Source organism: Agrobacterium sp. NPDC058088, assembly GCF_042885035.1.
Classification (GTDB): domain Bacteria; phylum Pseudomonadota; class Alphaproteobacteria; order Rhizobiales; family Rhizobiaceae; genus Agrobacterium.
Map to the genome: position 1 here is coordinate 35027 of NZ_JBHVSU010000013.1, position 24749 is coordinate 59775.

The window sequence follows — 24749 nt, forward strand, 5'->3', positions numbered from 1 at the left end:
TTTGCGCGTCACCTCACCGGACAGACGCGATGGATGCGTCCACGGCATCGCCGAGACGTTCGACGATGGTATCGATATCCTGTTTGTTGACGATGAAGGGCGGCGCCATCAGGACGTGATCGCCGGCCTTTCCGTCTATTGTGCCGCCCATCGGGTAAACCATCAGCCCGCGAGCGATAGCCTCCTTCTTGATGCGCGCATTCACCTTCAGCTCAGGGTCGAAGGGGGCTTTCTTGGCCCGGTCGCTGACGAGCTCGATACCCTGGAACAGACCGCGCCCCCGGATGTCCCCCACATGATAGTGGTTGGCAAAACGCTCGTTCAGCCTTGTCTCCAGGTGGCGGCCCATGTCCGTGACGTTCGCGAGCAGGCCTTCACGTTTCAGAATATCCTGCACGGCAAGACCCGCCGCAGCGGCCATCGGGTGCCCCATGTAAGTATGCCCATGCTGGAAGAAACCCGATCCTTTGGCAAAGGCTTCGAATATGGCGCCGGACAGCAATACGGCCCCAACCGGCTGGTATCCGCCCCCGAGCCCCTTGGCGATGGTCATCAGGTCCGGCGAAATACCTTCCTGCTCGCAAGCGTGCAACGTGCCGGTGCGGCCCATCCCGCACATCACTTCATCGAGGATCAGAAGAACACCGTATTTGTCGCAGATGGCCCGTATGCGCCTGAAGTAGTCGGCGACGGGCGGCACGGCTCCGATGGTGGCGCCGACGACGGTTTCTGCGACGAACGCGATCACCTGGTCTCCGCCAAGTTCCAGAATCTTGTCTTCAAGCTGCTGCGCCGCGCGGGCCACATAGGCCTCGTCGGTTTCGCCTTCGGCCTGGAAACGGTAAGCATAACAAGGGTCGATGTGATGTGTTTCGATCAACAGCGGCTTGAATTGTGACCGGCGCCACTCATTGCCACCTGTCGCAAGAGCCCCGAGCGTGTTGCCGTGGTAGCTCTGGCGCCGCGCGATGACATGACGTCGCCGTGTCTCGCCTTTTTCCACGAAATACTGCCGCGCCATTTTCAATGCGGCTTCGACGGCTTCCGATCCGCCACTCACGAGGTAGACGTGATCAAGGCCCTTTGGCGCGTCTTCGACAAGCCGATCCGCAAGTTGCTCCGCCACTTCGGTGGTGAAGAAACCGGTATGGGCATAGGCAATCTTGTCCAGTTGCGCGTGCAATGCCCTGAGCACTTCGGGATGACCATGCCCGAGACATGACACGGCGGCTCCGCCGGACGCATCGATATAGGCTTTCCCTTCGGCATCAAAGAGTTCGATGCCCTTGCCTGAAACGGCGATGGGAAGCTGAGCGTGAATTGCCCGGTGGAGAAGATGCGTCATGACTAACTCTTTGTGTTTCTGGGCTTTTGATGAACGTTGAAAGCGGCAAGCTGCTCGTCGAACCGGCGTAGCGCCTGAACGGCCCCTTCTCCACCGTGGCCGGCGAGCAGCGCTCCAACAACTTCCGCCAGAACAAAAGCTGGCGACATTGTGTGAAAAAAGGACGGGTTGTCGGTAGAAACGATGAGGGCTGTCGCCGCAAGCTGCGCCAGTGGCGAAACTTCACTGTCCGTCACGGCGACAATCTTCACACCACGGTCACGGGCATATTCGGCAATTTCGATTGCGGCACGGGTGTAAGGCATGACGCTCGCGACAAAGAGAACATCTTCGGATGTTGCCGAGCCGATCGCGTCGGCACCCGTACCGGCTATGCCGTCGAGAATGGTCGATTTCTCGCCGATCAGTGTCATGATGTAGTGGAGGTGCCAGGCGATCGAATGGCTCGAGCGCAGGCCAAGGCAATAGACCCGTCGGGCGTGTGCCAATACTGAGGCGGCCTCAACGATCCGATCCAGCGAACCCGTCTCGGCCAAACGCATGATCTGGTTGCCGACCGACGTCAGCATTTCCGCGGCCAGAGCGTGATCGCCCTTCAATTTCTGATTTAGCGCCTGTGCTCCGGCCTTGCCGGCAAAGCCGGCATCCCCTCCGCGCATTGCCTCGGCATAGAGGTCTCGAATGTCGTCATATCCATCCAGACCAAGATACTTGGCAAACCGGGTCATTGTCGCCGGCTGCACGCCAGCCTGACGGGCCTGTTCCCGCATTGACAGGAGAGCGACGTCGCTGGGATGATCGATCACGTACCGCGCGGCGGCCTGCAATTGCACAGACATGCCATCGAAGGCTGTGATGATCGTATCGGCGAGCGGACCTTGTTTCATATTTTCACCTTACACAGCTCAGCAGGTTATTGCAACAAATGTTTTATTTATGCATATTATGATCTACTTGGATCATATTTAGGCAGAGTGACCAAAATGAATGCAGAAACCGTCCTGAAGCCAATTGCAATAGCTGTCGCCCCGAACGGAGGCCGGCGCACCAAGGCTGACCATCCAGGTATTCCGTTGACGCCGTCCGAACTGGCACGGACAGCGGCTGCATGTCTCGACGCCGGCGCAGCCATGATCCACGTGCATGTCCGCAAGACCGATGGCTCTCACCTTCTCGATGCCGACGCCTATCGCGCTGTCATCGCGGCAATAGAAGCGCAAGTGGGCGACCAACTTGTCGTCCAGATCACCAGTGAAGCGCTCGGCATCTATCATCCGCAGGAACAGATAGCGGTCGTGAAGGCAACCAGACCTGAGGCCGCTTCGCTGGCGCTGCGCGAGCTTGTGCCGGATGAAACATATGAATCAGAGTTTGCAGAGCTGTTGCTGTGGATGAAACGGGAACAGGTCCTGCCGCAGATTATTCTCTATGAGCCATCCGAAGCTGTCCGTTTAGACAACATGATTCGCCGAGGGCTGGTCCCGTGGAAAGAAATTCCGGCCTTGTTCGTGCTAGGCCGGTACTCTGCCGGCCAGAGGTCTCGGCCAGCCGACCTTCTGGCTTTCCTTGCACCTGAAACGCCTCCGTTCACCCATTGGAGCGTTTGCGCTTTCGGACCTCAGGAAGCGGCATGTGTGTCAGCCGCAGCTTTACTAGGTGGCAGTGTCCGTGTCGGTTTCGAGAATAATGTCCGGCGACCGGACGGCACCATGGCCAGCTCAAACACGGATCTGGTTGAAGCGGTCAAAAAACCGCTAGATGCAATGGGCATGGCGTTTCAAAGCGGCTCGGATTTGCGCTTGTCCTTGAGCGAGTTTCTGCGGTGACGTCGCTAAAATCAACGACGGAGACCAGTGTCAGGTTGGAGATACACAGCCAATGCAGCCACAATTGCGTCAGCTTGCCTCGATGGCAGCGACCACTTTGATCTCTACTACGGCACCCTCCCTGCGCAATCCCGCCACCTCAACGGCTGTCCATGCAGGAAACGGATCCAATACATATTCGGATCGAACAGCGCAGAACCTGTCGAAATGATCGCGCAGGCCGACATGGTAGGTTGTCATCTCGACAATCGAACCGAAATCCTGGCCTGCCTCCCGAAGAACTGCTGCAATCTTTTCGAATGCTTGCCGGAACTGATCGTCCAGGTTCTCCGGCATGGTCCCGTCGGGGCCGCTTCCAGTCATACCTGTCAGAAAGATATGATTGCCGGAAACGATGCCCGGCGAAAGCTTGATCTGATCGGCCGTCGTCCGTACCCCTGCCGGAAAAAGTGCCTTCCGCTTCATATTTTTCCCCGAATACAATGATAAAGTGCCACAGTGTCGGAAGCATTGCCCATTCGTCAACCACCGCTTCAGGTAGAGGAGCTTCATTCTTCGATCTCGCTGTCGATCGCACTCCGGTCACTTTCGAAATCTGGCGCAATGTCACCCGCCAGTAGCTTTTCCTTTGACAGAAGCCCCTCATCCTCAAGAGCCTCAAAGTCGGGAAGATCACGAAGAGTTTGCAGTCCGAACCGAAGCAGAAAGTTCTGCGTGGTGACGTAGGTGTAAGGTGCTCCCGGCGTCGGGCTGCGCGGACCGGACGAGATGAAACTAGCAGACCGCAAATGGCCGATCAGGTCGCGGCTGATTTCTTTGCCAAAAAAACGCGACAGTTCCCCCCTGGTGATCGGCTGGAAATAGGCGATGTACATAAGCACGAGCATCTCCGACTGCGTAAGCTCCGCATTCTCTCGGGCTGTGCCGATCGCCGCATCGATAGCTCCGGCGAAGCCAGCGCGCGTGAGATGCTTCCAGCCCCCAGCGACAGCAACAAGATCGTAAGGCCGGCCGCGCAGCTCCTCGCGTATGTCGTCGATGAGCAAATCAATGCTGCAGCTTCGCCCCACCACCCGCGCCAGCGTTTCGCGCGACACTGGTTCGGACGCCGCGAAAATCACTGCCTCGACACGTCCCATCCACTCACGCCAACGCATTTCGGGCGGAAGGTCTTCGAGCTCAATATCGAGCAGCGGAGGTTGACGTGGCGCGCGGGTCAAAGCAATCCGTCTACGGCACAGGCGTTCAGTCGGTCACCATGTCGGGCAATGGCTTCTTTTACCTCAGCCGAAAGCGGCGCGACCGGTGAAGTGCGCAGTAAAGCAGCGAGTTCCGAGGAAACCTTGGATACGGGCCGATGCTGGACCGGGACAGACGCAGCCGTATAAACCACATCCGTTGGGCCGACGCCACAGTTGACAACCAAATGGACCGGTGCGGACGAGCCCTGCGAAAAAAAGTTAGAATTACCGGCAAGCATAATGATCGCAGGTGCAATCAGCCAGCACCCGGAGAAGGCCAGACTTACCCACTCGCCCATACCTCTCTGCTTCGCAGCATAATAGGTAACGAACGGCAGATCGATTGGAGTGCGCCCCACGATTTCTCTGCGGTCGTCACCTGAAACATTGTCACCCATAGTCACCTCCGGTTTTCAGAGTCCGTAAAGCCGGAACGTCGCACGGCCGGTCAGTTCGCGCACCGCGCCGAGCGCTTCGAGACGCTCAAACAGGCGCCGGGCAGCCCGTTCGCTCATCGCATCCGTCGCCGAGCGCGCCGTCTGAGCGTCCTCCATCATGAGAATGAACATCACCTCATCGGCGTGCTTCGCCCGCATTTTTGGCCCGATATCTACCAGCCGCTGCGCCCGCCGGCTAAGATCGACGTGCAAGTCCGAGGCTCGCGCGGCGGCCCGGGCGTAGGCAAGCGAACAGGTCAGCAGCCAGCGGCCACTACCATCTAGATGGTCGGGCGCGGCTCTCAGATCTTTCCGCCTGATCTCGCGCGCCAGCAACGGGACCGGCCGTGGCCACTTCAGCCGGTAGGCCAGCATTGCATCCGCTAGCCAGATTGCCAGCAGTTCGGCGTCAGGCCGGAACTTCATCGAGACCGCAACGATTTCCGCCGCGGCTGAAATGGCGTTGGCCTCGCCTTTGGCAATCCGCTCCGCGACCGCATAAATGTCGTGCATCGCCTGGTCGACACTGAGCCGCAGCACCGCCGACGCCGACAGCCACCAACCATCGACGCGGTGCGTCTCACGCTCGACCAGCCGCCGCCATGCCAGCAACACCTGGCCTGCAGGTCCTGGATCGCTTTCTGATCCGCTGAAAAACACGGCGTCACGCAACCCCGCCTCGTCCTCGGAGCGGCCCAACAACGGCATAAGTGCTGCGGCATTGCTCAGCGCCAGGCGCTGTCGCCACAGGCTGCCGATCGGATGTTCGTCGCAAGCCAGTGCGTGCAGCCAGGAAAGCGCCGAACCGGCGGCAAAACCTGCCTCTACAGCCCCTTCTAGCTGCAACTTCGGTCGAAGCGCTGCAGGCAAAGCCGTGAATGACGGTGGTGCGGGAAGCTGGTTTCTGATCGTTTTGGCCATGATTTTCTCTAACACGCAACGGCGCTTTCGAATAGTAAAAAGTCCAAAAACCGCCGCGCCTGTCGATGTGATTTTATGTCCGGTAAGCTTTCATTACCGGACATATGGTGATAGGCTCCCGAACGATGCAAAATCCCCCGGCAAACACGCCCAAAATCGACGATTCTGCCGACGGTGAGCTTCCCGCGGGCGTCGAGCTTGTGGTGGAAACGGACGCCGCATCGCGGCCGGCGCGGCTCGAAGCGCTGGTCGAGACCGCGACAGCCTACGCCAACGCCGCCAGTTCCGAAAACACCCGCGACGCCTACGCCAAGGACTGGCGGCATTTTACCGCCTGGTGCCGCCGCGAAGGTTTCGAGCCGATGCCGCCGTCCAGCCAGGTGATCGGCCTCTACATCGGTGCCTGTGCCTCAGGGACTGCCGCCGGTGATCCGAAGCGCAAGGTCCCTGCTCTCTCCGTCGCGACGATCGAGCGGCGCCTCTCCGGCCTCGCTTGGAACTTTACTCAGCGCGGAGCGCCGATGGACCGCTCCGACCGGCATATTGCGACGGTGCTTGCCGGCATCCGCCGCAAGCACGCCAAGCCGCCGCGGCAGAAGGAGGCTGTACTGGGTGAGGACATCAAGGCGATGGTCGACACGCTAGGTCATGATCTGCGCGGTCTGCGCGACCGCGCCATCCTGCTCCTGGGTTTCGCCGGCGGCCTGCGGCGCTCCGAGATCGTCGGGCTCGACATCGTCCGCGATGATCACAGCGACGGCCATGGCTGGATCGAGATCTTTCCCGGCCAGGGCGTGCTGGTGACGCTGCGCGGTAAGACAGGCTGGCGCGAGGTCGAGGTCGGCCGCGGCGCTTCCGAGCAAACTTGCCCAGTGGTTGCGCTCGAGCGCTGGATTCGCTTTGGCCGGATCGCCAGGGGTCCCCTCTTCCGCCGCATCTTCAAGGACAACAAAACCGTCGACGTCGAGCGGCTCTCCGACAAGCATGTTGCCCGCTTGGTCAAGCAGACGGCGCTTGCCGCCGGCGTCCGTTCCGATCTGCCCGAAGGCGAACGGGCCGGGCTGTTCGCAGGCCACTCGCTGCGGGCCGGCCTTGCTTCTTCAGCCGAGATTGAAGAGCGCTACGTGCAAAAACAGTTAGGGCACGCCTCGGCCGAAATGACCCGCAAATACCAACGCCGGCGCGACCGCTTCCGCACCAATCTTACCAAGGCGTCTGGGCTTTGAAAGCCCCTTTCCTGCTACGGGAATGAAATCATTAGGTCAAAAATGCGGGCTGGGCTTTCAGCTTAGTGTTTCAATTGAAATCGGGAGGTAAAAGCCACACCGGCATCGAAAGCCGGCCGCATCAGGGGTGTCGTGCTGATTTTCGAAACATCGTAAGCCATTGAAATCATGATAAATGATTTCTTAAAGGAACTCTAGTCCGATATTATAGTTCCTCACATTGTATGATTTAAGGTAAGGCTTCTAACCATCGATAAGTACCTCTTATCAATGGTAGTTGATTTCGCGGCGCAAATCCTTGAAAATCGCTGTTAACATCGGTCATCAAGGCCACATGAATCCGGTTTTTTGGAGCACCCGTGGCAAAAACATCGCTAAATTCCGTCGAACGCCGCGCCGAAGAGCTCGACACTATCGCCGCCGTCCTGCCACTTGAGCGTCGCGACGAGCTCGCTGAGCTGTTGACGGATGAGGACGTCGAAACGCTGCGCCATCTCGTCAACCAGGGAATGGGCGACAATACGCTAAGAGCGCTGACCTCCGACCTCGCCTATCTTGAAGCCTGGGGCCTGGCCGCGACCGGACAGTCGTTACCATGGCCAGCACCCGAGGCACTATTGCTCAAATTCGTCGCCCATCATTTGTGGGATCCGGAAAAGCGTGCAGGCGACCCCAACCACGGCATGCCCGTCGATGTTGACGAGAATCTCAGGCACCAGGGTTTTTTAAAATCCATCGGTCCGCACGCGCCTGATACGGTGCGTCGCAGGCTGGCCAGTTGGTCCACGCTCACCAAATGGCGCGGTCTTAACGGCGCTTTCGCCTCCCCTGCCCTCAAACAGGCGATCCGGTTGGCGGTTCGTGCCGTTCCACGAACGCGCCGTCGTAAAAGCGCCAGGGCGGTGACCGGCGATATCCTTCAAAAATTGCTGGCGACGTGCGCAGATAACAATCTGCGCGACGTTCGTGATAGGGCGATACTGATGGTCGCCTTTGCCTCGGGTGGTCGTCGACGCAGTGAGATTGCCTCATTGCGCGTCGAGCAACTGACCGTCGAGGCTCCCATCGAAGTGCCCGACAGCCCTCCCCTCCCCTCTCTCGCTATCCATCTCGGCCGGACGAAAACAGCCACCGGCGAACAAGATGAGATCGTCTACCTGACGGGCCAGCCGGTGGAGGCGCTCAATGCCTGGATTGCAGTCGCAGGCATTGAAAAGGGCAGCGTGTTTCGAGCGATTGGCAGGTGGAATACTGTTTCGAAGCGGGCGCTCGACCCGCAGTCGATCAATGCCATTCTCAAGCAGCGAGCCAAAATGGCCGGGTTGGAGCCGGGGGAATTCTCGGCGCACGGGTTGCGGTCAGGGTATTTGACCGAGGCGGCAAACCGCGGCATCCCGCTCCCGGAGGCAATGGAACAATCCCGCCACCGATCAGTGCAACAGGCGTCCAACTACTACAACAACGCGACACGGCGAAGCGGGCGTGCGGCACGGCTATTTGTGTGAGGAGATTATCCCAATATTCACAGGACAAGCATGTATGCGCCTCACAATTTGCGATGAAGTGACTAAGCGGCAATGACGGGGACCAGGGCGCCCTTGGACACCCTGGAGCCCACACTGGGGCAAACCCCGTCTCCCCTGGCGGCAAATGCGCCTATAAGCAGGGCCGGCAATTGAGAAGACGACGGAATTGCCGTGCGATGCGTTTCACCCTGAAAATCAAAGCGGGAGAAGAAAGCGGGACGAGGCCTAGCGTCGTCCCGCTCCTTTGTCATACTTTGGCGGGGATGGCGCCTGATCGTGCGCCGTCCGTCACCTTGCGATATACCAGGAGCGTCGCTACGAGGCCGCAACCGCCAGCAAAAGCAAGCCAATAGCCGGGTGCAGCCTTATCGCCGGTCTCCTCGATAAGCCAGGTGGCGATCGCTGGCGTAAAGCCTCCGAAGATCGCAGTCGCCAACGAATAGGCAAGCGAGAAACCTGCTGTCCGCACGATCGGCGGCACAATTTCCGTCAGGGCGACAACCATGGCTCCGTTATAGCTGGCATAAAGGAAACTCAGCCAGAGTTCGGCCATAAGCATGCGCTCGAAGCTCGGTGCGGAGACGAGCCAGGCGATCACTGGATAAGCTGTCACGAGAGCGAGCGCCGAAAAGACAACGAGGACAGGCTTGCGGCCAATACGGTCGGAAACAGCGCCCATGATCGGTAGCCAGAAAAAATTCGACAAGGCAACGCAGAATGTCACGAGAAGGCTGTCGGTCTCCGAAAGCTTCAGAACGCTCTTGCCGAATGTCGGCGTGTAGACGGTGATGGCGTAAAACGAGACTGTCGTCATAACGACCATCAACATGCCGAGCAGTACGATGCCCCAGTTACTGGCGAGCGTCTGATAGATCTGCGTCATTGTCGGGCGATGTTGACGGGCGGCGAACTCCTGGGTTTCTTCCAACGAACGCCGGACATAAAAGAGGAACGGCACGATGCCGCAGCCAATGAAGAAGGGTATACGCCAGCCCCATTCAGTCATCATGCTCGGTGGCATCAGCGAGTTCAACGCATAGCCAAGGACAGCGGCAACCATGATCGCAACCTGCTGGCTTGCCGACTGCCACGATACATAAAAGCCTTTTTTGCCGGGCGTCGACATCTCGGCCAGATAGACCGAGACACCGCCAAGTTCCACACCTGCCGAAAAGCCCTGCAGTAGACGACCGATCAGGACAAGAAGCGGTGCGAAGATGCCAATCGTCTGGACGCCGGGTACAAATGCAATGAGAACTGTACCGAGCGCCATGATGCTGAGAGTGACGATGAGGCCCTGCCGGCGGCCGATCTTATCGACGTAGGCGCCGAGGAAGATTGCGCCGAGCGGTCGCATCAGAAACCCTGCCCCGAAGGTCATGAAGGTCAGCATCAGCGATGCGACTTCATTGTTTGACGGGAAAAAAGTTTTTGAAATATTGCTGGCGTAGATGCCGACGAGGAAAAAGTCGAACATCTCAAGGAAATTGCCGCTTGTTACGCGCAATACGGTGCCAACGCGGGATGAGCGTCTAGCTTCTATCATTGTTTTTCCTCCAAAAGCACGAGACGTACCCAGCTTCGGGTCCTCCAGTCTCGATGCGAACGGGTCGTGCGGCAGTCGAGTATGCCGCCGCGTGTCGACGGCAGGCCCGACAGGCGCCTTTGCCAAACTCATTTCCAACCGCTTACATCGGATTTCCTGTCACCATCCTGTCACGCCCTTAAGCAGCTCGAAATTGCTTGTCACAAACTCATCCACCGTGCTTGAACTAGGCAGATGAAACTTAAGACCAGGGAGGAAAGCATGCGGGTCCTCATTGTGGAGGATGACCCGTCGTTGGCTCGCGGGATAGTGACGGCGCTCGTGAGCGCCGGCTACGCGGTTGATCATATCGACAATGGGCGCGACGGCCTCTCTGCAGCTCTAGAGGAAGACTACGCGCTTGTTGTGCTCGACCTCGGATTGCCAGAAATGAATGGGCTCGCCGTCCTAAAAGCGCTGCGGCAGGCAGGTTCGACAACCCCCGTCATGATCCTGACTGCGCGTGATGCCATTCCCGACCGGGTAGCCGGGCTCGATGTGGGGGCCGACGATTATCTGACCAAACCCTTCGCGCTGGAGGAATTTGAAGCCCGCGTGCGCTCCCTCGTCCGGCGCGGGCAGAAACAGGCAAGCCCGATACTGTCTAGCGGCGCACTTTCTATCGATCTCAACGCCGGTATAGCCACGCTCTCCGGGCGCACTCTCTTTTTGCGGCCAAGGGAGTATTCAGTCCTCGTTCTTCTTCTGGGTCGCGCAGGCCAGGTTGTTCAGAAAGAGCGGCTCGCCTCGGCGATTTCGAATTTCGACGACGCGCTTACGCCCAACGCCGTGGAACTGCATCTGGGACGCCTGCGAAAGAAACTCGAGCCAGACGGCCCCAATATTCGCACCATTCGTGGTGTTGGCTATATCCTTGAGGTCGGATGAATGAGCGGCAGCGGCACGCCATCCATCCGCAGGCGCCTTCTGCGAAATATGGTCTTGCCTGTCGCTGTACTGGCAGTCGTCTTCGGCATTGGCGGCGCATTCCTCATTCATAGCGTCGTGAGCGTTACGCAGGACAGACTTCTTGATGCGGCGCTGATCTCAATCATCGATCGCGCGTCGGCGCATGGTCCGGCGCACCTCGACGACACGCTGGCACAGGGCGCGATCGAGATTTTACGTGACGACGCAAACGATACTTTCGCCTTTTGTATATCTGGTGGGGTTGGCTTCCAGCGAGGCGACGACAAACTCTGTGCGCTGGATACGCCCGCAGCGTCATCAGACAGCATCACGCATGTGGCGGCTGAACTGAATGGCAACCAGGTGCGGATCGCCATGACCAGACGCACCATAGAAGGCTTTGCTGAGCCGCTCACTTTCAGGATAGCAGAGACGCTTAACAGTCGGCTCAATATGGAAGCGCGGATGCTCGTGGTGCTCGTGCTTTTCGAAGCCGTTCTCCTGAGTGCTGCCGCCATTCTCTCCTATTTGGCCATTTTGCGGGGGCTTCTCCCACTTACCGAGATCAGTCAGGAGCTTTTGGGACGAGCACCCCCCGGCGCAATCCCCTTTGCGCACATAGATACCGCAAGAGTGCCGGAAGAGGCCGTCGATCTTGTCTCGGCGATCAACACTTTGATGGAGCGCCTGGATGAAACCATCGCTGGAGTGCGCGATTTTACCGCGGATGCTTCACATCAGTTGCGCTCGCCGCTTGGCGGTATAAAGCTGCATCTCGAGCTCTTGGAGCGCCAGGCGACAGGTCAGCCCCCTCTTCTGGCAACACTTCGCGAAGCGCAAGACGGCGTGACGCGCTTGCAACGCATGCTCGAGCAACTGATCGTACTGGCGCGCCTCGACGCAAAGAGCGAAGCGATCGACCTCAATCAGCGCATTGATCTTGGCCGTCTCGCCGCCGATGTCTTGGCCGAATACGTGCCAAAGGCTTTAAACCGCAAGATTGATATTGTGCTCGATGCGCCGGACAACCCCATCTACGTCGCAGGCAATCGACTTCTTCTCCAGGAGATCGTCTCCAATCTTGTCGATAACGCGCTTGCACACAGCGCAGAAGGTAGCGCCGTTACGGTGCGTGTGATGCTGGACGCAACAGCAGGAACAATCGCGGTAGAGGATGAAGGGCCAGGCATTCCAGAGGAGGAACGGGGTAGGGTCTTTCAGCGCTTCTATCAGATACCGCGCAGCGACGCGAAGCCCGGCTCCGGGCTTGGTCTTGCCATCGCCCGCAGTATCGCCGATCTTCATGGCGGCTCAATCAGTCTCAGCGCCCCCCTGTCGGGAACCGGGCTCAGCGCCCGGCTCGGTTTGCGGCTCTTCCAATCGCCAGCTGCCGAAGAGACTTAATGAACAAGCCTAAAATCTCAGCAGGATTGGGCTCGCTTTTGAAATTGAACGCGCTCAAAACCTTGTCAGCTGACAAGGTTTTTGCGCGCGCCCTTCAGCCTGGAAGCTGCCGCTATTTTATATCGAGGCGGATGCGGCTCTGTGCGCAAGCTTAGGATCGAGTCCGAAGGGAGGGGAGGGGAGGGGAGGGGAACAAAACCTTGTCAGCTGACAAGGTTTCTTTCGCGCACACAAATATTGCGAGGCTCTTTCCGTGATAAGATAGGGGCACGATCCCCCCTGATCAGATCACCATGCCGGCACCAGCAGCAGCATCGGTTACTCGCCAAGGCAGGCGCTGAAAAAAGGCGAGCTTCGAACCGATGGAGGGGAGGGGATGCACAAGCTGGCCGGGAAGCACAAAAAGCACCTTGATCGCTGCGGTTTGCGATTTTCTGGTCGAGGATGCGAAAGCTGGGTTCTGGCGGGAACGACTTTGGTCGGGCGAGCCTTTGACTTTGGCGGTCGCTCTCCGACCGCGGGTGGTGCGCCGAGCCAGCGGATGATTGCAACAAACCTTCGCCGGAGCTGCCTTTTTCAGTTCTGCTGTCAACTCGGCTTCGATCCAAGACGCCTGACCGATCATCGTCCAGTCAATATGACCATTCAGAAGCGGGGCGATTTCCGCAAGAGGATTAACTGGCCAGATAAGGCCATATATTCTCCAACACTCGCCTGGGCGCGATTGGACCGATACGAAGCTCACAGAATTTAGAAATCGCTCGTTGAAAATGTCGCGATGGAAGGGCATGTTTAGTCATGCTCATTTCGTTTCTCTCAGCACCAGTCTTGAGGGCGAGCGGGAATAGGGAGCGAGCTTTAAAAAAGGATGTGTCGGGCGGGTCAATTCTAATGGCGCATATTTATCGTACTCGGCGCCTACGCCGCCTGGATCGAAGGTCAGGAATTCAATATTGGCGTCTTAATTAAGCGGGCTTATCTAAAACTGTCGCTTAATTGAATAAAATCCGCCTTGCCTAATTAAGGGGCGTGGCTGATATTGGGTTGTCTGATTCCCAATCTAGAAACCGCTTGGGTCGTTTCGTCGAGACGGTTGCTGCAAGTGAAACAGTGCGCGCGTTCGTGCCCCAACCATTGCCGCCCGAGCCGGCGATTGACGTGCTTTCATTGCTAGAGCGGCTCAGCTTGGCTGAACGCGCCCCAGGACGCCTGGATGGTATCACGATGCTGCTGCCGAGACAGGAGCTTCGATGCGCCGATCGAAATCCCCTTCAAGCGCCAGCGTGATTGCTTTTGCTATATCACGATGGTGGATCTTGCTCATGCGTTGCGCCGGATGCCGGGCGCTGATGTGCTCGGGCAGAGATCCTAGATGTCCGTCGCCATCGCCATTAAGGTAGCGAACGAATGTCAATCCTTGCCGCGATTGGGCTTTACCGCTCACATTAATTGGCCGGAGATAAGATTGGCGACAAATGTGACGTCTCGGATGATTCTTCGCCACGTAGATCGCTTCCGATCATAAGCACGACAAACTGTTCTGAACTCATTGGCCGCGGCGAGCCACCCCGGTGTGCCACTTCAGCGTGACCGGCCTATTTCTCGGATAAGGTCGATAAAGGCTCTCAGCGGTGATGGTGTGTGACGGCTGCGAGGGTAATAGAGTGCTAAGCCAGGCATCGGCGGGCACCAATCGTCGAGGACAGTCACGAGTTGGCGGGAAGCCAGAAATGGTCGTGCAAAATGGTCGGGCACATAGGCGATACCGCGCCCGTCCACCGCCGCCTGGACGAGAAGATCACTGTCATCAAGGGTGAGATTTCCCGGCACGTCGACCGCGATTTCGGCGTCTCGTTTTGAGAACTCCCAGCGATAGCGTTTTCCGCTCGGCAGACGCTGGCGGATGCAGCAATGCGCATGGAGGTCATCAGGTGTCTGCAGTGCGGCTTTGCCGTCGAGATAGGATGGCGCCGCCACGGCGATAAAACGGACGTCGCCTCCGAACTTCACTGCGACCATGTCTTTCGGGACTGCTTCCAGCAGACGGACGCCCGCGTCGAAACCCTGTTCCACGATATCGACAAGCCGGCCTTCCGACACAAGATCAAGCTCCACCTCGGGATAAAGATCCATAAAGCGCGGCACGACGTCTGCAAGGAGAATGCGGGCGCCGCTTTTGTTGGAATTGATACGCAATGCGCCGCTGGGAGTGCCGCGCTCCTGCGAGAGTGTATCGAGCGCTTGATCCAGATCCTGCAGAACCGGGTCGAGTCGTGCGAGGAGGCGAGCGCCGGCCTGTGTCAGCGATACGCTGCGTGTCGTCCGATTGAAGAGGCGGACGTCCAGTTTCGCTTCCAATCCGATAATCGTGTGGCTGAGAGCGGAGCGCGAAACACCCATGACATCGGCCGCTCTGCGGAAGCTCTGATGATTGGCGACGGCTGCGAAGGCGGCAAGCTCGTTTAAGCTCGGACGGACCATTCGTGAAATATCCTCACCATACCATCTCACATTGAAGATCTTATAACACCAATCTTCAAGATTTAAATTCGGGGATGAACAATGGGGAAAATTATATGACAAAGATATGGCTCATCACCGGCGCATCCTCCGGGCTCGGCCTCGAGATGACGCAGCAGTTGCTTGCGCAAGGGCACACCGTGATTGCGACGCTCCGCCGCTCAGGAACGCTGCTACAACTTGAGCAGGAATATCGCGAGCGCCTCGACGTCGTTCAGCTTGATCTGATCGACCCTGGGAGCATTGTCTCGGCCGTCGAAGAAGCGTTCAAGCGGCATGGCCGCATAGACGTGATCGTCAGCAACGCGGGTTACGGCCTGTTCGGGGCTGCGGAAGAACTCACGAATGACGACATCGACCGGCAGATTGCCACCAATCTTGCCGGATCCATCCATTTGATCCGCGCGGCACTGCCTCTGCTCCGAAGGCAAGGCGGCGGACGGATCATCCAAGTCTCGTCTGAAGGAGGGCAGATCGCCTATCCGGGCTTCAGCCTCTATCACGCGACCAAGTGGGGTATCGAAGGCTTCATCGAAGCCGTCGCACAGGAAGTGTCTCCCTTCGGCATCGACTTCATCATTGCAGAACCGGGGCCGACCGGCACCAACTTCGGATCCAATCTCGTCCGCGCGGAACCCATGGATGCCTATAATGAAACCCCTGCTGGCGCCGTCCGCAGGGCGATTACCGAGGGCAGCTTCAAGATCAAGGGTGACCCGGCGCGCACCGTAGCCACAATCATATCAGCTGCCGATAGCGAGACGCCGCCATTGCGACTGGCGCTGGGCAGCACGGCGTATTCCTCCATCTCGCAGGCGCTTTCCGCACGCCTATCCGCTCTTGAGACGCAGAGGGAGGTAGCGAATTCCGCGGACCGGCAGGATCTGTGAACGGCGACAGCGGCCTGGAGACACTGGCCTCATGAACGGGAAAGGAAACAACATGTACGTTCGACCAGCTATATTGGCTATCGCCTTCAGCATTTCGTCGTGTGCCTTGGCACAAACCACCAAGGAAAATCGTGTCGTCGGCACCTGGCGCATGATGTCGGCAACGATCGACCCCGAAGGAAAAAATATCGCTGCCTATGGGGACAAACCCACCGGTCTTCTCGTCTTCACGCCTGACATGCACTTTGTGGAAGTCCTCACCGACGCCGATGTGCCAAGGTTTGCTTCAAATGCTCGCGGTGAGGGAACCGACGATGAAAATCGCTTGGCCATGTCACGTAGTATCGGGTTTTTCGGAACCTATACCGTTGATGAGAAGGGCGAATTCAGTGGGAACCGGGTCGAAGGGGCGACATTTCCGAACTGGGTTGGCAGCGTGCGAACACGCGATGATCTGAGGCTGGTCGTTGACGGCGATCGCATGACCGAACAATTCCGGAGGCCGGAAGGTACTGAAATCAGGATCGAGTGGCAGCGCGTGGAATGAGGGGCGGAGGCTGTCTGCTCTAAGGTCTCGAGCTTGGCCACGTGCCGTCATTGATTCGCCCTCCAGTCGTAGCTTTTCATGTAATCGAGAAATGCACGCATGGCTGCACTCGGCAGGCGGCGGTTGGGGTAGTATAAAAACCAGTGTGGCAAGGTAGGGCTCACGTCGGAGAGAAGCTCTACCAGTCGACCGCTTTGGATATGCGATCTGGCGTAGTCATCGAAGACGTGGGCGATTCCTCTGCCGGCTAACGCAGCTTGCAGTTCGTTGTGTGCAGAACTGACCGTCAAACGGCCCGTGGGAGTGACTTCGATTTCCTCGCTTCCCTCAGTAAATCGCCAGTTTACGAGGGTGCCACCAGGGAAACGGCGTTTGATACAGTCGTGATCAACGAGTTCGTGCGGCGTCTGGGGGTTTCCGCACCTCTTTATGTAGTCGGGCGAAGCGACGATGGAATAACGAAGCGCTGGTCCAAGCGGCAGCGCGATCATGTCCTGCGCCAGTTGCTTGCCGAACCTGACGCCGGCATCAAAACCCTCTTCCACGATATCGATGACGGACGCATCGCTGATGATTTCGATCTTCACCTCCGGGTAAACATCCATGAAGTCGAACACCAGCGGGCAAAGAAAATGATCGACGGCCGGAGCTGGTGCGTTGATCCTGAGGGTTCCCGATGGGCTGTCGCGCAATTCATCAACTTCTGTGATGGCGAGCCTGATGTCGCTTAACGCAGGTGCCAGACGTTCAAGGAGGCGCTGTCCAGCCTCCGTTGGAAACACGCTTCTCGTCGTTCGGTTGAGGAGCCGGATGCCCAAAGCCTCCTCCAGAGTAGTCATTGTTTGGCTCAACGCCGATGAAGATATCCCTCGCTCAAGTGCGGCCGCACGGAAGCCCCCACAGCGCACGATGGCAGCGAAAACGTCGAAACTGTCCAGTCGAATAGGGTTCATTGCGAAGTTCCTCTAATCAAGCTGATAAAGTTAGCGCAGGTTATCAGATCAATGGCGCTGTGTCATGATTGCCGAAACTAAAGCGCGGCGCTGTGGAAATCTCTCGTGGTCGATCATGTGTCCTTGAAGAAGAGACGAAGCAGCGTGCCTAGAAGAAGGAAAGACAGATGAATGCCTTCACTCTCAACAGACGTGCCATCATGCTGTCCGCCGTCGCAGGCGCATCGAGCATGCTGATCCCAAATCTGGGTGGCTCCAGCAGCGCCAACGCCCAGGCCGCGTTCCCGACGACGGGCAATGCCGGTCACTACCGCTTCCGTGTCGGCGAAATCAGCGCAACTATCCTGAGCGACGGCGTGATTGGTGGCCCGCCACGCGTTTACGCCAGCGACGCGCCGGAAGCCGAGCTTCAGGAGGTCCTGCGGCAGGCGTTTCTTCCGACCGATCACCTAACGCTCAATCTTAACACACTGCTGATCGAAACCGGCGGTCGGCGAATTCTGATCGAAGCTGGGGCCGGCAAGACCATGGGTCCGAATGGTGGTCGGATCTTTGATAATCTGGCGGCTATCGGTCTCAGTCCTGCGGACATCGACGCCATCGTAATCTCCCACACCCATCCCGACCATGTCGGCAACTTGAGAACCACGGATGGCGGCAAGGCTTTTGCCCGCGCCACTGTCTTCGTCCCGAAGGCAGACTGGGACTTCTTCGTTCGCACAGATCCGGATCTTTCCTACATGCCGGTCCCGGAGGAATTCCGCCTGCGCTTTGCGGCGAACATCAAGAACAGCCTCGCGCCGTTCATGAACGATGTCGAGCTTTACGAAGCCGGCGACGAGATTGTGCCGGGTCTGACGACGATTCTCGCATCCGGCCATACGCCGGGTATGGCGAACTTCCTCGTTCATTCTGGCAGCGACCAATTACTGCTCACGGCTGACCTTGCCTATCACCCTATTGTCAATGTCGACAGGCCTTGGCTTCCGGGTCCCGACCGCGACAAGGAGACTGCGCTCTCCTCCCGCAGGCGCATCTTCGACAGGGCTGCCACCGAGCAGATACCAGTCCTTGGCTTTCATTATCCATTCCCCGGCCTTGGTCGAATGCTGAAAACCGATGGCGGCTACGCCTGGGTACCCGCCAACTGGCAGTTCTGACGTCTGAAAATAGGAGACATCCCATGAACCAGTCAAAGATCAACAGGCGCGGTTTTCTCGGCACGATGGGTGCTGCCGCTACAGGAATGACGCTCGTCACTCAGGCTACGGCGCAAACCCAGGAAACAAACACCGCATCGTCAGCCCCTGGATCAAATCCGGATGTGCTGACCCGTACATTGCCGCGCACTGGCGAAAGGGTCACAGCCCTGGGCCTCGGCACCTTCCTGACCTTCGACCTGAAGCCCGGTGATCGCCGGGACGCTCTCCGTCAGGTCTTTGAACGGTACGTCGCCGCAGGTGGTCGCGTGGTCGATACCTCGCCGCTCTACGGCTCGGCGGAAGTTAGCGTCGGCCAGTTCATGGGCGAGTTCGAAGGGTCCGACGACATGTTCCTCGCCAACAAGGTCTGGTCGACAGGAGAATATCTTGGAGACGAAAGCCATGCGGTAGAAAGTCTTCGGCAGTCACGGATGCGGACATGGCGTGACACGATCAATCTCATGCAGTGCCACAGCATCACCAATGCGCCAGTGGTCATTCCGCTAATGAAGGCCTGGAAGAAGGAGGGCCTCATACGTCATGTGGGCGTGACCCATCACGAGTCGGCGGCGCACGACCAGCTATTGGCGATTGTTCAACGCGACGATGTCGACTTCATCCAGACGAACTACTCGATCTTCAACCGCGACGCAGAGAGACGTCTGCTGCCGGCCGCGGCAGACAAGGGCGTGGGTGTCCTCATTAATCTGCCGCTGGAAAAAGCCCGGTTGATGAGGGTGGTCGACGGGCAACCGGTTCCCGACTTCGCGCAGGAGTTCGGGGCCAACAGCTGGGCGCAGTTCTTCCTGAAATGGGTCATGGCGCATCCGGCCGTCACGAGCGTGCTCTGCGGTACTTCCAACCCCGACCACATGAGCGACAATGTCCAGGCGATGACGGGACCGCTACCTGACGAGCGCATGCGCGCCCGAATGGTCGCACACATGGAAACGATTCCCGGCTTCGGGTCCATCGGCACGATGCCGTGGTATCCCGGGAAGGAAAATATGTATTCCGGCCTGATCCGAGAGGCACAGGCGAACGCCACACAGCGCCTGCAGTAACGGCCCGTCGATCAACCGCCATCACACTGGGAGACCGGATCGGCCTTGCCGATCACACCCTCCTGTCTCGGTCTTCGTCGCGTGATGCGATAAACGGCTGCGGGTGGAATATTGGCCAGGGTGCAGCCGACATACGTTGCTTTCAGGCCCAGGCGGTCGAGCAAGGGTCTGGCGATCGGGCATCGCGGACCATAGGTGAATTGGTAGAAGGCTCCACCGTGGCGAAGATGCGAGAACGCCCCCTCCAAGATAGCATGCACCTTGCGCAACGGCATCGATAGAAGAGGAAGGCCACTGACGACAGCGCCCACGGGCGGCGTTGAGGTGTGCAGCGGCATCTTGCGCAACTGAGCAGCATCCATCCGGACTGTCTTTGCGGTTGGAAAGCGCTCGCTGAGTTGGTTCGCGAATTCCGAGCCGTATTCGACCAACACGAGATTTTCTTCAGGAACACCCCGTCGCAGCAAGGCTTCTGTAAAGACCCCGGTTCCAGGACCCAACTCGATAACCGTGCCCGTTCCCGCGCATATTTCGGCGGTCATAAGAGAAGACAACGCGCGCCCAGATGGTGTGACGGAGGCGACGCTAAGGGGCGCGGAAAGCCACGCCCGAAAAAACAAAAACGCATCAGCAGTCCGGTTTGTCATCGTTTGCTGGCTCCCGGGTTCAGGCACATCGAATATCGTCGCTGAAGCCGCCACACCATGGCTGTGAGTACTTCCGCGACAACAAGCAGGACCAATATTTTCAAGGCGAGCGCGGAGGAATTGATGCCGGGAACGGCCAGCACAGCCAGGTAGCCGCCGGCGATGAACAAGCCGTTCCAGAGAGCGATACCGACGGCTACGCCAGATACAAACCGCAGCGTATTCGTGCCTAAAAGCCCAGCCGCTATGGGTAAGATCAACCGCACGGTAGAAATAAGTTGCGACAGGATCGTGAGCGCACGTTCCCGGCTACGAAGGGATGACAATATCCATTCGATACGTGACTGCGATAGACCAACCCCTCTTCCGACCCAGTAAAGAAACCTAACCGACTTTGTTCTTCCCAAAGCGCGTACAAGGAAATAGAGGCCGAGGGCCCCCATAAAACTTCCGACCGTCGTTGCGATGACAGCGGTATGGAGAGACCAGACGGCGCCATCAGTCGCGATACCTATGGCGACCAGAACACCATAAGAGGGCAGGGCAGGTAGGAAGCGCTCTGCCAGCCCGATCGCAACCAGACCGAGTGTGCCGTATATCGCAATCCAGTCGACAAGATTTCCGAGCGGGTCCATCTCTCACCCCTCCTGTCTGATCGTTGTCTCGTCCAGACTGGATTTATCGGGAAGAGGAGCCTGCGCACTGAACGAGGTGCCCGTCAGCTTCTCTGAAATCTCCCACAGCCTATGCGCCACATGCTTTTCCATCGCCTGCAGCGGAATCTGGGCTTCGGTCGGGTGTCCACGGGTTTCGCCGAGTCTGTCGGGGCCGTAATATCGGCCGCCTCGGGCGCTTGGAGACGTCGCCGCAAACAAAGTCGGCAACGCGCCTTGTGCAACGGGCTGAAACAGAAACCATAACACCGTCCTGAGGAGGCCTTGAGCGCTGTGGCGCCCAGGAGCATTATGAAGCAGATCGGTGCGCGATACGCCTGGGTGAGCGCCGATGCTGGTGAGACCCCAGCCCGCCTCTTCACTTCTTCGTTGCAGTTCGAAAGCAAACATTAGACATGCCAGCTTCGACTGAGTGTAGACAGGCATCGGCTTATAATGTCGCTCCGCTTGCAGATCGTCGAAATTGATTGCGGCGCTTGCGCTGCGAACCGCAATGCTGGAAAGCGTTACGACCCGTGGGGTTTTTGCCCGCGTGAGCAAAGGCAGGAGTTGGCCAGTCAAGGCAAAGTGGCCGAGATAGTTGGTGCCGAACTGCAGTTCGAAACCGTCTTTGGTCGTCTCACGTTTTGGCGGTGTCATGACACCGGCATTGTTGATGAGAACGTCGATATGGTCGCGCGTTTCTTTCAGTCTTTTGGCGAACGCTTCTATCGATGCGAGGCTGGCGAGATCGACGATTTCCAGGGTAACCGATGCCTGCGGTTCCTTTTCCTTAATGCGCCGAACGGCTTCGGCGCCTTTCGTTGGATTGCGCCCTGCGATAATCACGTCGCCACCGGCTCGGACCAGTGCAAGTGCGTCTTCGAAGCCCAGACCACCGGTTCCGGTGATCACAAACGTCCGGCCCTTCTGAGACTGCATATCGTCAATTGTCCACGGTTGTGACATTGTCAGTTCCTTCTGTTTCTGCTGGGACAAGATTGTCGGCCGAAGACGCGTTCTTGGGGGCACGTCTTCGGCAGACAGAAGGTCGCGTGGGGGAAGCGACCTCTCAAGGATCTGGAAGGGACGGTTCCGGATCCGAGCCTATGCAATGATGTCGATCGATTCACTGAGGGCCGGCCTCAGGTCCCGATTTGTCAGATAGTTCATCGTTACGGCGTAACCGTCGCGCGCCAACCGTCGGGCTGTTGCTGCGCCGATGCCGCGGGACGAGCCGGTGACGATTGCGCCACGCTTGTCCGGTGCCTGGGCTATAGGCCCGGTGTCGGGTGATTGAGCTGATGCAATGCCACTCATGGCCATTGCGGATGGCATGGCCGCCGCGAGGGCGAGAAACGTGCGACGGGAATTGTCTGTGTTGGACATTGGAATGTTTCCTAAAACGTTTCGGATGTTCAGCGTGGGACGGTCGCTTGCGATGAGGATTGGTGGAGGAAGGCGCTCACACTTCTGTTTGCGACGAGGAGCGTGGTGCCTGCCAGAACGGTCGACAAAGGCACAATCAACAGGCCGAGGCCGAGGCCGTTTGAAATATCGGCTGCGCTCGCAGCATCGCTGACCATGCCGACGATCAGAGGTCCGAGAGCAGGCCCGAGGAGGCCGGATCCGATCATGACGAGGCTCGTCGCCTGTGCCTGACGTCGCGCACCAGCGATCAGATGGGCGGCTCCGAAGCCCCATGGCAACATGAACGAAAATGACAGCATTCCCGGCACGAAGAGTGCAATGGACATCCATCCCGCCGGGGCAAACAGTGCCGCAGTTGTCGTTAAACTGGCGATCAGGAATAGAATTGCCGGAGGGCCAAGCACCCTGCCGGTGCCGGAGCGAACGGCAAAATCAAACCAGCGTCCACCGCCCAGTGTCCCTATAATGCCCATCAGCCCCTGCAGCATGCCGAACGACACGCCCACCTCCGTCGCGGTAAAACCATAGGTGCGGATCAGAAATGGTACGGAGAAGGCGTAGAAGGGCGCACCGGCGAAGCCCAGGAAAATGGTAGCCGCGAACAACCAGCGGAACGCCGGGGAAGATAAGAGCTCGAGACTCGTTCGCAGAAAGGGCTCGTCGCGTGAGGCTGTCGCTGGAACAGGGGGAGTGGAGCTGGCAACGAGAATGGTAACCAGACCGATCAGGATCCCTACGACGCCAGCACCGACCAAAACGACGCGCCAGCCAAACTCATCTGCAAGCGCACCGCCTGCGGCGAATCCTGCCATCGTGCCAAGGGGAATACCCATTGCGAACAGGCCGATAGCAAGGCCGCGGCGCTCGGGGGGGATTTTGCGGACGATGAGAGCGTGACCGGCCGGGACCGCGCCAGCCTCCCCGAATGCCACGCCGAAGCGTGTTAGGGCGAGGAACATGAAACTGGCGGCAAAACCGCCGAGCGTCGTCATCACGCTCCAGATCAGGACGCACGAAACCAATACGAGCCGGGGCGATCCCCGGTCTGCCGCACGGGCCAGCGGTAATGAGAGAACTGCATAGCAGACCGCAAAGGCAAGGCCGGTAAGCAGGCCCATCTCGGTGTCGGTGAGCCGCAGGTCTGCCTTGATCTTTTCGGCCAGAATGAACGGCAGTATCCGATCGATCTGTGAGAATGCGTTGATGAGCAAAAGGACGACGCAAATGGCGGCCATTCGCAGGCCTCTAATGTATTCCCCGCTGGAAGCATCAGACTTTGCTCGTGTTTCTACAGGGTCTGTTGACCCGACGACCATTTCTGTCATCTTGAGGTCACTCCTCGCTTGGTTGCACCCTTAAGCTAGACGGAGTGACCCATGACCAGAATGCCCGAACCTTCAAGAAACTTGCCTATTCCTACAAGTGAGGCGATAGTGCCGACGACGAGCCACGTGTTGCCGTGGCCCCTGAAGCAACCGGAGCCACGCTTGAATACGCCATTGCTCTCGGCCGTCACGGCTTACATCGAAGAACAGGGCGGCGGGCAAGGCCTGTTCCCAACGGCCATAGAGGGCTTCAACATCGTTCGTTCATTTCAGTCGATGATGCCCATGCGAAACATCTATCGGCCGTCGCTTTGCGTGGTGCTGGAAGGTGCCAAGGAGCTGCAGTTCGGCGACGAACATCTCAATTACCGTAGCATGGAGTGCCTGGTTGTCAGTGTCGGGCTTCCGGCAACGGGACGGATCGTCGAGGCCAGTGCTGCAAAGCCCTATGTCGGGGTGATGATCGATTTTGACGTCGCAACCGTGCGAGAAGTTCTCGAACAGTTGGATACGCCCCCACCGGAGTCCGATACGACCGGTCCTTGCGCTTTTATCGCAAAAGTTGATCAACCACTCGCCGATTGCATTCTCCGCCTGGTGCGACTGCTGGAAACGCCAAAGGCGATACCGATCCTGGCGCCTCCAATCGTGCGCGAGATTTGCTATTGGCTGTTGAGCGGTCCCCATGGCGGCGAAATCTGCAAACTTGCTTGTCCGGAATCAAACATCGAGCGTGTGGTCAGGGCGGTCGCCCTGTTGCACACCAACTTCGCCGAAACTTTGCGCGTCGACAAGTTGGCTGATGTCGCGCGGATGAGCCCATCGTCGTTTCACCAGCATTTCAAGGCGCTGACCTCGATGACGCCGCTCCAGTTCCAGAAGCAACTACGGCTGCTTGAGGCACGCCGCCTTATGGTGACGAAAGCTGCCAATGTTGCCGAAGCGGCCTACAAGGTGGGGTATGAGAGCGCGTCGCAGTTCAGCCGAGAGTATTCACGAACCTTTGGCATTGCGCCGAAACAGGATGCTCTGAATCAGCAGCGCCTCCACAACGAATATGCGAGCCGCACTGTACGCTCCGCATAATCTCGTCAGGA

At 58.3% G+C, this 24749-nt stretch carries 26 protein-coding genes and 1 pseudogene; 11 read left to right on the forward strand and 16 right to left on the reverse strand.

The features are described 5' to 3' along the window. Positions 1–13: 13 nt before the first annotated feature. Positions 14–1345, reverse strand: a complete 1332-nt coding sequence (locus ACFVTJ_RS23210) for an aspartate aminotransferase family protein (protein ID WP_386910918.1) — start codon at positions 1343–1345, stop codon at positions 14–16. A 2-nt stretch (positions 1346–1347) separates the two neighbouring features. Next, complete coding sequence (locus tag ACFVTJ_RS23215) at positions 1348–2232, reverse strand: MurR/RpiR family transcriptional regulator (protein ID WP_386910919.1); 885 nt, start codon at positions 2230–2232, stop codon at positions 1348–1350. Positions 2233–2328: 96 nt separating this feature from the next. Here ACFVTJ_RS23215 and ACFVTJ_RS23220 point away from each other — a divergent pair, with 96 nt between their 5' ends. Beyond that, the gene (locus tag ACFVTJ_RS23220; RefSeq protein WP_386910920.1) at positions 2329–3171 is read left to right on the forward strand and encodes a 3-keto-5-aminohexanoate cleavage protein; all 843 of its coding nucleotides are present in this window, start codon (positions 2329–2331) and stop codon (positions 3169–3171) included. Between the two features lie 69 nt (positions 3172–3240). Here the strand turns inward: ACFVTJ_RS23220 and ACFVTJ_RS23225 are convergent, their stop codons facing one another. Genes ACFVTJ_RS23225 through ACFVTJ_RS23240 form a run of 4 tightly spaced genes read right to left on the reverse strand, consistent with a single transcriptional unit; the run spans position 3241 to position 5770 of the window. Beyond that, complete coding sequence (locus ACFVTJ_RS23225; protein WP_386910921.1) at positions 3241–3723, reverse strand: RidA family protein; 483 nt, start codon at positions 3721–3723, stop codon at positions 3241–3243. Next, positions 3720–4391, reverse strand: a complete 672-nt coding sequence (locus ACFVTJ_RS23230) for an SMC-Scp complex subunit ScpB (protein WP_386910922.1) — start codon at positions 4389–4391, stop codon at positions 3720–3722. The genes ACFVTJ_RS23225 and ACFVTJ_RS23230 overlap by 4 nt, the downstream gene beginning before the upstream one ends. After that, a complete protein-coding gene (locus ACFVTJ_RS23235; protein ID WP_386910923.1) occupies positions 4388–4810 on the reverse strand; it encodes a hypothetical protein in 423 nt (140 codons plus the stop codon). Before ACFVTJ_RS23235 ends, ACFVTJ_RS23230 begins: the two co-directional genes overlap by 4 nt. Before the next feature lie 15 nt (positions 4811–4825). After that, positions 4826–5770 (reverse strand): DUF1403 family protein, encoded by a 945-nt coding sequence (locus tag ACFVTJ_RS23240; RefSeq protein WP_386910924.1) that lies wholly within the window; start codon positions 5768–5770, stop codon positions 4826–4828. Between the two features lie 125 nt (positions 5771–5895). On the opposite strand from ACFVTJ_RS23240, the gene ACFVTJ_RS23245 reads away from it, so the two are divergent. Beyond that, entirely contained in the window at positions 5896–6996 is a 1101-nt protein-coding gene (locus ACFVTJ_RS23245; RefSeq protein ID WP_386910925.1) for a tyrosine-type recombinase/integrase, read from the forward strand. 359 nt (positions 6997–7355) lie between these two features. Continuing rightward, the gene (locus tag ACFVTJ_RS23250) at positions 7356–8501 is read left to right on the forward strand and encodes a site-specific integrase (protein WP_386910926.1); all 1146 of its coding nucleotides are present in this window, start codon (positions 7356–7358) and stop codon (positions 8499–8501) included. Between the two features lie 268 nt (positions 8502–8769). Here ACFVTJ_RS23250 and ACFVTJ_RS23255 read toward each other — a convergent pair whose 3' ends face one another. Continuing rightward, positions 8770–10068: an MFS transporter gene (locus ACFVTJ_RS23255; RefSeq protein WP_386910927.1), complete on the reverse strand. Its 1299-nt coding sequence runs from the start codon at positions 10066–10068 to the stop codon at positions 8770–8772. Positions 10069–10329: 261 nt separating this feature from the next. Between ACFVTJ_RS23255 and ACFVTJ_RS23260 the strand changes: the two genes are divergently transcribed. Further along, positions 10330–10995, forward strand: a complete 666-nt coding sequence (locus ACFVTJ_RS23260; RefSeq protein WP_386910928.1) for a response regulator — start codon at positions 10330–10332, stop codon at positions 10993–10995. Beyond that, on the forward strand, positions 10996–12420 hold the full coding sequence (locus ACFVTJ_RS23265) for an ATP-binding protein (RefSeq protein ID WP_386910929.1): 1425 nt from the start codon (positions 10996–10998) through the stop codon (positions 12418–12420). A gap of 283 nt (positions 12421–12703) precedes the next feature. Here the strand turns inward: ACFVTJ_RS23265 and ACFVTJ_RS23270 are convergent, their stop codons facing one another. Beyond that, the gene (locus ACFVTJ_RS23270; protein ID WP_386910930.1) at positions 12704–13210 is read right to left on the reverse strand and encodes a hypothetical protein; all 507 of its coding nucleotides are present in this window, start codon (positions 13208–13210) and stop codon (positions 12704–12706) included. Between the two features lie 254 nt (positions 13211–13464). On the opposite strand from ACFVTJ_RS23270, the pseudogene ACFVTJ_RS23275 reads away from it, so the two are divergent. Then, positions 13465–13668: pseudogene (locus tag ACFVTJ_RS23275) on the forward strand (Fic family protein); the annotation flags it as partial. Here ACFVTJ_RS23275 and ACFVTJ_RS23280 read toward each other — a convergent pair. Beyond that, positions 13640–13924 carry a hypothetical protein gene (locus ACFVTJ_RS23280; protein WP_386910967.1) on the reverse strand — a complete coding sequence of 95 codons (285 nt, stop codon included), beginning with the start codon at positions 13922–13924 and terminating at the stop codon, positions 13640–13642. The pseudogene ACFVTJ_RS23275 and the gene ACFVTJ_RS23280 sit on opposite strands and share 29 nt — an antisense overlap. A 77-nt stretch (positions 13925–14001) precedes the next feature. After that, a complete protein-coding gene (locus ACFVTJ_RS23285) occupies positions 14002–14901 on the reverse strand; it encodes a LysR family transcriptional regulator (RefSeq protein WP_386910931.1) in 900 nt (299 codons plus the stop codon). 95 nt (positions 14902–14996) lie between these two features. Here ACFVTJ_RS23285 and ACFVTJ_RS23290 point away from each other — a divergent pair, with 95 nt between their 5' ends. Together ACFVTJ_RS23290 and ACFVTJ_RS23295 are read left to right on the forward strand one after the other, a co-directional pair. After that, positions 14997–15830, forward strand: coding sequence for an SDR family oxidoreductase (locus ACFVTJ_RS23290; RefSeq protein ID WP_386910932.1), 834 nt, complete (start codon positions 14997–14999; stop codon positions 15828–15830). Positions 15831–15882: 52 nt separating this feature from the next. Continuing rightward, positions 15883–16377 carry a lipocalin-like domain-containing protein gene (locus tag ACFVTJ_RS23295; RefSeq protein WP_386910966.1) on the forward strand — a complete coding sequence of 165 codons (495 nt, stop codon included), beginning with the start codon at positions 15883–15885 and terminating at the stop codon, positions 16375–16377. A gap of 47 nt (positions 16378–16424) precedes the next feature. On the opposite strand, the gene ACFVTJ_RS23300 is transcribed toward ACFVTJ_RS23295, so the two are convergent. Then, positions 16425–17330: a LysR family transcriptional regulator gene (locus ACFVTJ_RS23300; RefSeq protein ID WP_386910933.1), complete on the reverse strand. Its 906-nt coding sequence runs from the start codon at positions 17328–17330 to the stop codon at positions 16425–16427. A 167-nt stretch (positions 17331–17497) separates the two neighbouring features. On the opposite strand from ACFVTJ_RS23300, the gene ACFVTJ_RS23305 reads away from it, so the two are divergent. Further along, a complete protein-coding gene (locus tag ACFVTJ_RS23305; RefSeq protein WP_386910934.1) occupies positions 17498–18490 on the forward strand; it encodes an MBL fold metallo-hydrolase in 993 nt (330 codons plus the stop codon). Positions 18491–18513: 23 nt separating this feature from the next. Further along, positions 18514–19596, forward strand: a complete 1083-nt coding sequence (locus ACFVTJ_RS23310) for an aldo/keto reductase (RefSeq protein ID WP_386910935.1) — start codon at positions 18514–18516, stop codon at positions 19594–19596. 11 nt (positions 19597–19607) lie between these two features. Here ACFVTJ_RS23310 and ACFVTJ_RS23315 read toward each other — a convergent pair whose 3' ends face one another. From ACFVTJ_RS23315 to ACFVTJ_RS23335, 5 genes are all read right to left on the reverse strand, one after another. Next, on the reverse strand, positions 19608–20243 hold the full coding sequence (locus ACFVTJ_RS23315; RefSeq protein ID WP_386910936.1) for a class I SAM-dependent methyltransferase: 636 nt from the start codon (positions 20241–20243) through the stop codon (positions 19608–19610). Further along, complete coding sequence (locus ACFVTJ_RS23320) at positions 20240–20878, reverse strand: DedA family protein (RefSeq protein WP_386910937.1); 639 nt, start codon at positions 20876–20878, stop codon at positions 20240–20242. Before ACFVTJ_RS23320 ends, ACFVTJ_RS23315 begins: the two co-directional genes overlap by 4 nt. 3 nt (positions 20879–20881) lie before the next feature. After that, positions 20882–21865 (reverse strand): oxidoreductase, encoded by a 984-nt coding sequence (locus ACFVTJ_RS23325; protein WP_386910938.1) that lies wholly within the window; start codon positions 21863–21865, stop codon positions 20882–20884. 138 nt (positions 21866–22003) lie between these two features. Then, positions 22004–22285: an SDR family NAD(P)-dependent oxidoreductase gene (locus tag ACFVTJ_RS23330; protein ID WP_386910939.1), complete on the reverse strand. Its 282-nt coding sequence runs from the start codon at positions 22283–22285 to the stop codon at positions 22004–22006. Positions 22286–22314: 29 nt separating this feature from the next. Next, complete coding sequence (locus ACFVTJ_RS23335; RefSeq protein WP_386910940.1) at positions 22315–23652, reverse strand: MFS transporter; 1338 nt, start codon at positions 23650–23652, stop codon at positions 22315–22317. A gap of 162 nt (positions 23653–23814) precedes the next feature. Here ACFVTJ_RS23335 and ACFVTJ_RS23340 point away from each other — a divergent pair, with 162 nt between their 5' ends. After that, positions 23815–24738: an AraC family transcriptional regulator N-terminal domain-containing protein gene (locus ACFVTJ_RS23340; protein WP_386910941.1), complete on the forward strand. Its 924-nt coding sequence runs from the start codon at positions 23815–23817 to the stop codon at positions 24736–24738. Positions 24739–24749 lie beyond the last annotated feature (11 nt).